Source organism: Actinoallomurus acaciae, from assembly GCF_042429965.1.
In the GTDB taxonomy this organism is placed as follows: Bacteria; Actinomycetota; Actinomycetes; order Streptosporangiales; family Streptosporangiaceae; genus Actinoallomurus; species Actinoallomurus acaciae.
The window spans coordinates 1-7,609 of record NZ_JBHLZP010000394.1 but is presented as its reverse complement, the minus strand read 5'-3'; the positions used below and the strand labels follow the sequence as shown (position 1 = coordinate 7,609).

Here is a 7,609-nt window from a genome sequence, read left to right as displayed (position 1 = left end):
CGGACCTGCCGATGGCCAGGGCGCCGCCGGCGAACCACCGGTTCACCCGCCTGGCCGACGTCCGGTACGCCGGCCAGGTCCACGGGGGCACGGTGCCGATCCCGCCCGGACGCCTCGTGGACGCCGCGGCGGTGGCCGGGCTGGCCGAGCGGTTCCATCGCACGCACGACCGGCTGTACGGCTTCGCGCAGCCGGACCTCCCCGTGGAGCTGGTGAACCTGAGGCTGGAGGCGCGCGTGCTCACCACGGCGCCCGAGCCCGCGGCCGCCGCGCCCCGCCGGAGGGAGCCGGACGGGGTACGCCGGGCATGGTTCGACGGAGCCTTCCGGGACGTGCCCGTCCGGAGCGTGGGGTCGGTGCCGGTGGACGTACGGCGGGAGGGACCCGCGCTGCTGGCGGGCTCGGGCACGACCATCGTGATCCCGCCCGGGTTCGCGTTCGAGGTGACCGCGGGCGGCACCACTCTGATGTTCGACGCCTCCCGTACGCGGGCCGAGGTGCTGGCGGACCTGCGGGACGCACGGCTGGAGGCGGTCCGGTGACGGCGACGATCCTGGCCTCGGTGGTCGACAACCGGCTGCACGCCATCGCCGCGCGGATGGCCGACGCGATGCTCCGGTCCTGCCGGTCGGCGGCGTTCCAGAGCCGCGACTTCGTGACGGGGATCTTCGGCGCCGACGGCGCGTGGATCGCCACCAAGGACTTCATCCCCGTCCTGGCCGGGTCGCTGCCCAGCGCGTACGAGGGCATTCTCGCCAAGTTCGCCGGAGACGTCGGCGAGGGCGACGTCTTCCTGCTCAACGACCCGTACCACGGCAACAACCACCCGCCGGACGTCACCGTCCTGAAGCCGGTCTTCCACCGGGGAGTGCTCCGCTTCTGGACCGCGACCAAGGGGCATCACGCCGACGTCGGCGGCAGCGGCGGGGAGATCGGCTACAACCCCGGCGTCCGGGACTGCTACGAGGACGCGCTGCGGATCCCGCCCGTCCGGCTGTACCGGCGCGGCGAACGGCAGGACGACGTCTGGGACCTGATCCTGGCGAACCTCCGGCTGCGCGACGCGGTCGAAGGCGACCTGCACTGCCAGGTCGGGGCGGCCTCGATCGGGGAACGCGAGCTGATCGCGATGCTCGACGCGTTCGGCGTCGGGCCGGTGCTGGAGGCCGTGGAGCTCCAGCTCGCCGCCTCGGCCCGGCACATGCGGTCGGAGATCGCCCGCTGGCCGGACGGGGTCTACGCGGCCGTCCGGCACCTCGACGACGGGGGTGAGCACCACCGGGAGCCCATCGCGGTCCGGCTCCGGCTCACCGTGGCGGGGGAGCGCGCCGTCTTCGACTTCACCGAGTCCGACCCGCAGGTGGTCGGCTACGCGAACTCGACCCGCGCCAACACCGTGGCCTCGACGCTCGTCGCGCTCTTCGGGGTGACCGACCCCGCGCAGCGCCGTACCAGCGGCGCGCTCTCGGCGGTCGACATCCGCACCCGGCCCGGGACGATCGCGCACGCGGTCGAGCCGGCCGCGACCACGTTGTGCACGATCACCGCCTGCGAGGCGATCGTGGAGACGGTGTGGCTGGCCCTGTCCCAGGCCGACCCGGCGATCACCAACGCGGGGTGGTGCCGGGGGTACACGTTCGCCGCCGTCGGCGTCGACGAGCGGACCGGCCGAGTGTTCGGCGCCTCCGGTGCGCTCAAGGGCGGCTCCGGGGCCACGCTCGGGTTCGACGGATGGGACGCGATCGGGCCGCCGGTCGCCATGGGCGGCGGCCGCGAGGTGGACGTCGAGCTGCACGAGCTCGGCGCCCCCATGACCATCCTGCACCAGGGCTTCGCGACCGACTCGGCGGGCGCGGGCCGCCGGCGCGGTGGTCTCGGCGGATTCTCGCGCTGGCGCATCGACCAGGACGGCGTCCGGGTCGTCTGCATCGGCTCGGGCGCGCTGGACCAGACCGTGCCGTACGGTCTGGCGGGCGGCCGGGCGGCCCCGCCGAACCGGAGCGTGGTGTACCACCGGGACGGGCGGGTCACGACGCCGCGCACCAACAGCACGCTCGTCCTGGGCCGCGGCGACGTCGTCGAGATCCACACCTCCGGTGGCGGCGGCTACGGCGATCCCCGGGAACGGTCGCGCGCGGCCGTCCTCGCCGACGTGCGCGACGGCCTGGTGTCGGAGGCCGCCGCCCGGGACGTGTACGGCCTGAACCCCACCGACGACACGGAGAGTGAGTCGTGAACGCGGTCCCTCTACGGGTGGACATCCCGTACGCGGGTGCGTTCGAAGGCCGGGGGCGGATCGGCCGCGTCGACCCCTCGCGCGGCGACATCGCGTCTCAGCCGTACCCCGTCCGCGTCCACGACGCCCGTCCCCTGCGGCCGAACCTGTCCCTGGACCGTGCGGGACTCGTCCTGGCCGAGACGATCCGCGAGCCGACCCGCAACGCCCTCCACTCCGGATTTCTGGTCCCCGACGCGGGACCGGACGCCGGGCCCCGGATCAGCCTGGAGGCCCGGTTCTTCGCGTTCTTCGGCCGAGGCGCCGCACCGCGGCAGATCGGAGCATTTCCATGGCCCTGCACATCCTGGTACTCGACATCCCCTCGAACGGGCACGTGCTGCCAAAGGTCGACCTGGTCGACCAGCTGGTCCGGCGCGGGCACCGGGTCACCTACGTGGTGGCCGAAGGGCTGGCGGACCGGGTGCGGCGCTTCGGCGCGGAGGTCGTCACCTACACCTCCCTCGACCCGCTCGCCAGCCTGTCCGAGGACGACCCGGCGGCGGCCACCAGGGCGTTCTTCCGCGAGAACCTGGCCATCCTGCGCGCCGCGCGCGAGTACCTCGGCGCCGAACGCCCGGACGCCGTCGCCTACGACGAGGCGGCCTTCCAGGCGGGCCGCATCCTGTCCAGGATCTGGCGGCTGCCGCCCGTCCTGCTGACCCCGAGCGTCGTGTCCAACGAGCACTACTCCTACTTCGACCACATGGAACGCCTCGTGCCCGGCCACCGCCTGGCCGACCCGGTCGGGGAGATCTCCCAGGCCCTCGCCGGGTTCGGGCTCGCCGACCAGCTGCGTGACTTCCTGTGGAGCGTCCGGCGGGTCGAGGAGCTCACGATCGCGTTCGTCCCGTCCCGGCTCCAGCCCGCGTACGAGACGTTCGACCCCGAGCAGGTCTTCTTCGTCGGGCCGAGCGTCGAGAAGCGGGACTTCCTGGGCACCTGGGATCCGCCGCCGGCCGCCGCCCGGCTGGCGCTGGTGTCCCTGGGCAGCGTGCGCAACGGCGATGCCGGGTTCTTCGAGACGGTGGTCGGCGCGTTCGCCGGACGGGCGTGGCACGTCGTCGTGACGGTGGGGGACGGGCTCGACGACGCGGACGTCGAGCGGATCGCCGGTCTCGCACCGAACGTGGAGGTCCGCCGCTGGGTCTCCAACGTGAGCGTCCTGGAGCACGCGGACGTGTTCGTGACGCACGGCGGCAGCGGATCGCTGGTCGAGGCGTGGCACACCGCGACACCGGTCGTCATCGTCCCCCCGGCCCCCGACTTCCGGCCCTACGCCGAGCAGATCCTCCGGCTCGGGGCGGGCCGTGTGATCGAACCGTCCGAGCTGGACGCCGGCCGGCTCGTCGCCGAGGTGGAGGCGGTGGCGTCGGACGACGCCGTACGCGAGCGCATGCGCGAACTGCGGGCGCACGCCCGCGCCGCGGGGGGCGCCCGCCGGGCCGCCGACGTCGTCGAGGCCTACCTGGGCCTGCCCGCACCGGAGAGGAAGGCGTCGTGACCGGGCGGCCACCCGCCGGAGCTGTGATCGTCACCGGCAGCGGGTCGGGGGTCGGGGCCGGCACGGTGGTCGAGCTGGCCGGGCGCGGCTACCAGGTCGTGGCGTCCGTCCACTCCCGCGACCGTGCCGCCGGGCTCGCCGGGCTGGTCGCCCGATCAGGTGTCGAGATCGACGTCGAGGAGCTGGACGTCACCGACGAGTCCTCGATCCCCGCGTTCGTGGACGCGGTCGCGGCCCGCCACGGCGGCCTGCACGCGATCGTCAGCAGTGCCGGTGTCATGGGCGTCGACACGTTCGAGAACGAGGACCTCGCGAGCTACCGCAGGACGTTCGACGTGAACGTGTTCGGCCCGGTCGCGCTGCTCAAGAGCGGCCTCCCGCACCTGCGCGCCGGGGGCGGCCGGTTCATCGCGGTCGGCAGCGTCGCGGGCGTGCTCGGCCTGCCGTTCCAGGAGTCCTACTCCGGGTCGAAGTTCGCGCTCGAAGGCATCCTGGAGGGCTTCGCCCCCGTGGCGCGGCGCGTCGGGGTCGCGGTGTCGATCGTCGAACCGGGGCCGATCAGCACGGACGCGGTGGGCAGGACCGACTGGGCGCGCATCCTCGACCGGGCCGGCCCGTACGAGAAGGTGCTGCGGCAGTACTACGACAACGCGGCGGCGCGGCAGGGCACGCTGCCCGAGCTGCCGGCGACGCAGACGGCGGCCGAGGTCGCCTCCGCCATCGCGGATCTCCTCGGGTCCGACGACCCGCCGTTCCGTTGTCAGACCGCCGCCGACACCCGTCTCCTCATCGCCCGGAAACTCGCCGACGTGAACGGTGAGACGGTCGGCACGGTCATCGGCCGGTGGCTGGATCCCGCTCCTTCGAAAACGGTGGAATAGGGGGGTCGTCAGGGGATCTTGACGACCGTTTCCGCTTATACCTTTATCGCATGGCTGAGAATCTCGATGAGAAGACACGGGCATTCATCGACAACAAGAACTTCCCGGTGGTCGCCACCGTGAACGAGGACGGGAGCCCGCATTCCTCGATTGTTCTGATCAAACGAGATCAGGACGACGCCCTGTTGTTCGTGACCCATGCGGGCCGCCGCACCGAACGCAATATCTCCCGCGACCCGCGGGTCAACGTTTCGGTGTTCGACATCGAGAACCCGGTCACCTCGATCGAGATCCGTGGCACCGCGAAGGTGCTCGAGGGCGGCGGCAGGGAACTGGCCGACGAGCTCACGCTGAAGTACCTCGACGAGGTCCACGACGTGGACGACGTCTCGCGCGTGGTGGTCCGCGTGGTGCCGCACAAGGTCATCCCGTTCCCGCCGGAGCCGGCGAAGTGACGTACGGGCCGGGACAGGGGCCGGGCCCGCTGTCCCTGTCCGACGACGAGCTCACGGCGCTGCTGGCCGGGCACCGGATGGGCGCGCTGGCCGCGAACAAGGGCGACGGCCATCCCCATCTGTCCACCGTGGCGTATCACTGGGATCCGGCGCGGCGTCTGGTGCGGATCAGCACGATCGACGATCGGGCCAAGGTACGGCGGCTGCGCCGCGACCCCCGGGCGGCGCTGTACGTGACCAGCGCGGACCACCTGGCGTTCGTCGTCGCGCAGGGGAAGGCCGAGCTGTCGGCGGTGAGCGAGGTGCCCGGCGACGCCGCGGGCCGCGAGCTGCTCGCCCTGCAGCCGCCCTTCGCGCGCGCGGACGACGAGAAGGCGTTCCTGGAGCAGATGGTGATCGACCGGCGGCTGGTGATCAGGCTGCGGGTCTCCCGGCTGTACGGGACCCGGCTGGATGTTCCCTGAGGCCGTCCCGGACACGCGTGAACGCGGGCGCCCGGCGGGGGCCCGCGTTCACGCGATGTGGGGTCAGGCCCGGACGGTGGCCAGCGCCTTCGACCAGGACTCGAGCTGGTTCAGCACCCGCTCCAGCTCGGCCTGCCGGAAGTCCTGCGGCGTGAACTCGGGGTAGCTCGGGAAGTCCCCCGGGATCAGCAGGGTGACCTGCGCGGCGACCGACGCCACGCTCAGCTCGGTCGCGACCAGCTTGAGGTGCTCGACGGCCCGCGCGGCGCCGACGGCGCCGTAGCCGACGAAGCCGACCGCCTTGTTGCCCCACTCGGCGTGGACGAAGTCGAACGCGTTCTTCAACGCGGCGGGCGGCGCGTGGTTGTACTCCGGGGTGACCACGAGGAAACCGTCGTACCGGGCGACGACCTCGGCCCAGCGCTTGGTGTGCTCGCCGGCGTACTGGCCGACGGCCGCGGGGATCAGCTCGTCATAGAGCGGCAGGTCGTAGTCGGCGAGGTCGACGATCTCATATTCCGCCTCGACGCGCTTGGCCGCGATCCCGTGCACCCAGTCGGCCACCGAACGGCCGATCCTGCCCGGGCGCGTGCTACCGACGATAATGGCGATCTTTGTCATTTCTGGTTCCCTGTCCTTCGACTTTCCTCAATCCTTCACCAGTTCTCCGATCGGCGAAAGAAGGCACTTGTCTTTCCCGTGGTTACACGGATGTTCCCTCTACCTGAACTCGGTGCCGGACGGAACAATCGATGCGACATAAAAGGGAGTGGCATGGACGTCGCGGAGACCACGGTGGAAAAGGCGCGCTCCCGATGGCCGGCCCTCGCGGTGCTGGCCACCGGGCAGCTGATGCTGATCATCGACGGCACGGGGGTCGCGGTGGCGCTGCCGCGGATCCAGGAGGACCTCGGCCTGGCCGGCGCGCAGCTGTCCTGGGTGGTCAACGGTTACCTGGTCGCCTTCGGCGGCCTCCTGCTGCTGTGCGGGCGCCTCGGCGACCTCCTCGGGCGCCGGCGGATCTTCCTGGGCGGCATCGCGGTGTTCACGACGGCCTCCGCGCTGTGCGGCGTGTCCGGCGACGCGGCGCTCCTGGTGGCCGCGCGGTTCGCGCAGGGGGTGGGATGCGCGATGGCGGGCTCGGTGATCACCGGCATGGCCGTGGTGCTGTTCCCCGAGGGCCGGGAACGGGTCCGGGCCATCACGGTGATCGCGTTCGTGGCGGCGGGCGGCGGTTCGGTCGGCGCGCTCGGCGGAGGCGTGCTCACCGAACTGTTCGGCTGGCAGGCGATGTTCCTGGTCAACCTGCCGATCGGCGCGCTGCTGCTGTTCTTCGGCCGCCGGAGGCTGACCCCGGACCACGGGATCGGCTGGGGCGCCGGGGCCGATCTCCTCGGAGCGGGACTGGTCACCGCCGGGCTGATGTCGCTGGTCCTGGCGATCGGCGATCTGGGGCCCGGCGCCTCCGGCGCGGTGCTTCCCGCCACGCTGGCCGTGGTGGGCATGGCACTGCTCACGGGCTTCGTGCTGCGCCAGAGGCGGGCCACGGCACCACTGCTGGATCTGTCGATCTTCCGCTCCCGTGCGCTGTCGGGAGGGAACCTGCTGCAGGCGCTGTTCGTCGGCGCGATGTTCGGGTTCCAGTATCTGGTCACGCTCTACCTCCAGGAGATGCTGGGCCTGAGCTCGCTGGAGACCGGGCTCGCCTACCTCCTGGCCTCGGCCGTGATCGGGGCGACCTCGCTGGCGCTCGCCGGACCGCTGATCGTCCGGCTCGGCGTGCGGCGGGTGCTGGCGGCCGGGCTGGCGGCCGGCGTGCTGGCGTTCGGCTGGCTGGCACGCGTTCCGGAGCGGGGCACGTACGCGGCCGACGTGCTGACCGCGATGCTGGCGCTGGGTCTCTCCGCGGGACTGGTCCTGCCGGCCGCCACCGCGCTCGGCATGACCGGGGCCTCCCACGTCGACTCCGGGGTCCGCTCCGGAGTGACCGGCACGGCGCAGCAGGTCGGCGGCGCACTGGGCGTGGCGGT

The 7,609-nt window shown here is 72.4% G+C and carries 7 protein-coding genes and 1 pseudogene; 7 read left to right on the top strand and 1 reads right to left on the bottom strand.

Annotated elements, in window-relative coordinates; all coding sequences use genetic code 11:
- The 6 genes and pseudogenes from ACFFNX_RS35880 to ACFFNX_RS35855 all read left to right on the top strand — a co-directional run.
- A pseudogene (locus ACFFNX_RS35880) lies at nt 1-542 on the top strand (hypothetical protein); the annotation flags it as partial.
- A complete protein-coding gene (locus tag ACFFNX_RS35875) occupies nt 539-2,236 on the top strand; it encodes a hydantoinase B/oxoprolinase family protein (protein ID WP_378210431.1) in 1,698 nt (565 codons plus the stop codon). The pseudogene ACFFNX_RS35880 and the gene ACFFNX_RS35875, both read left to right, overlap by 4 nt.
- 331 nt (nt 2,237-2,567) lie before the next feature.
- Nucleotides 2,568-3,779 carry a macrolide family glycosyltransferase gene (locus ACFFNX_RS35870; RefSeq protein ID WP_378210430.1) on the top strand — a complete coding sequence of 404 codons (1,212 nt, stop codon included), beginning with the start codon at nt 2,568-2,570 and terminating at the stop codon, nt 3,777-3,779.
- Complete coding sequence (locus ACFFNX_RS35865) at nt 3,776-4,660, top strand: SDR family NAD(P)-dependent oxidoreductase (RefSeq protein ID WP_378210428.1); 885 nt, start codon at nt 3,776-3,778, stop codon at nt 4,658-4,660. The genes ACFFNX_RS35870 and ACFFNX_RS35865 overlap by 4 nt, the downstream gene beginning before the upstream one ends.
- A 50-nt stretch (nt 4,661-4,710) precedes the next feature.
- Nucleotides 4,711-5,115 carry a TIGR03618 family F420-dependent PPOX class oxidoreductase gene (locus ACFFNX_RS35860; protein ID WP_378210427.1) on the top strand — a complete coding sequence of 135 codons (405 nt, stop codon included), beginning with the start codon at nt 4,711-4,713 and terminating at the stop codon, nt 5,113-5,115.
- Nucleotides 5,112-5,579 carry a pyridoxamine 5'-phosphate oxidase family protein gene (locus tag ACFFNX_RS35855; RefSeq protein ID WP_378210425.1) on the top strand — a complete coding sequence of 156 codons (468 nt, stop codon included), beginning with the start codon at nt 5,112-5,114 and terminating at the stop codon, nt 5,577-5,579. The genes ACFFNX_RS35860 and ACFFNX_RS35855 overlap by 4 nt, the downstream gene beginning before the upstream one ends.
- A 63-nt stretch (nt 5,580-5,642) precedes the next feature.
- Here ACFFNX_RS35855 and ACFFNX_RS35850 read toward each other — a convergent pair whose 3' ends face one another.
- Nucleotides 5,643-6,200 carry an NADPH-dependent FMN reductase gene (locus ACFFNX_RS35850; RefSeq protein ID WP_378210424.1) on the bottom strand — a complete coding sequence of 186 codons (558 nt, stop codon included), beginning with the start codon at nt 6,198-6,200 and terminating at the stop codon, nt 5,643-5,645.
- A 153-nt stretch (nt 6,201-6,353) separates the two neighbouring features.
- Here ACFFNX_RS35850 and ACFFNX_RS35845 point away from each other — a divergent pair.
- Nucleotides 6,354-7,609, top strand: a 1,256-nt coding sequence (locus ACFFNX_RS35845; RefSeq protein WP_378210422.1) for an MFS transporter, incomplete at its 3' end; no start/stop codon positions are given.

Bases quoted from the DNA above. Each gene is read 5' to 3' on its own strand.
- ACFFNX_RS35870 (WP_378210430.1), top strand. From the start codon at position 2,568: ATGGCCCTGCACATCCTGGTACTCGACATCCCCTCGAACGGGCACGTG.
- ACFFNX_RS35860 (WP_378210427.1), top strand. From the start codon at position 4,711: ATGGCTGAGAATCTCGATGAGAAGACACGGGCATTCATCGACAACAAG.
- ACFFNX_RS35850 (WP_378210424.1), bottom strand. From the start codon at position 6,200: ATGACAAAGATCGCCATTATCGTCGGTAGCACGCGCCCGGGCAGGATC.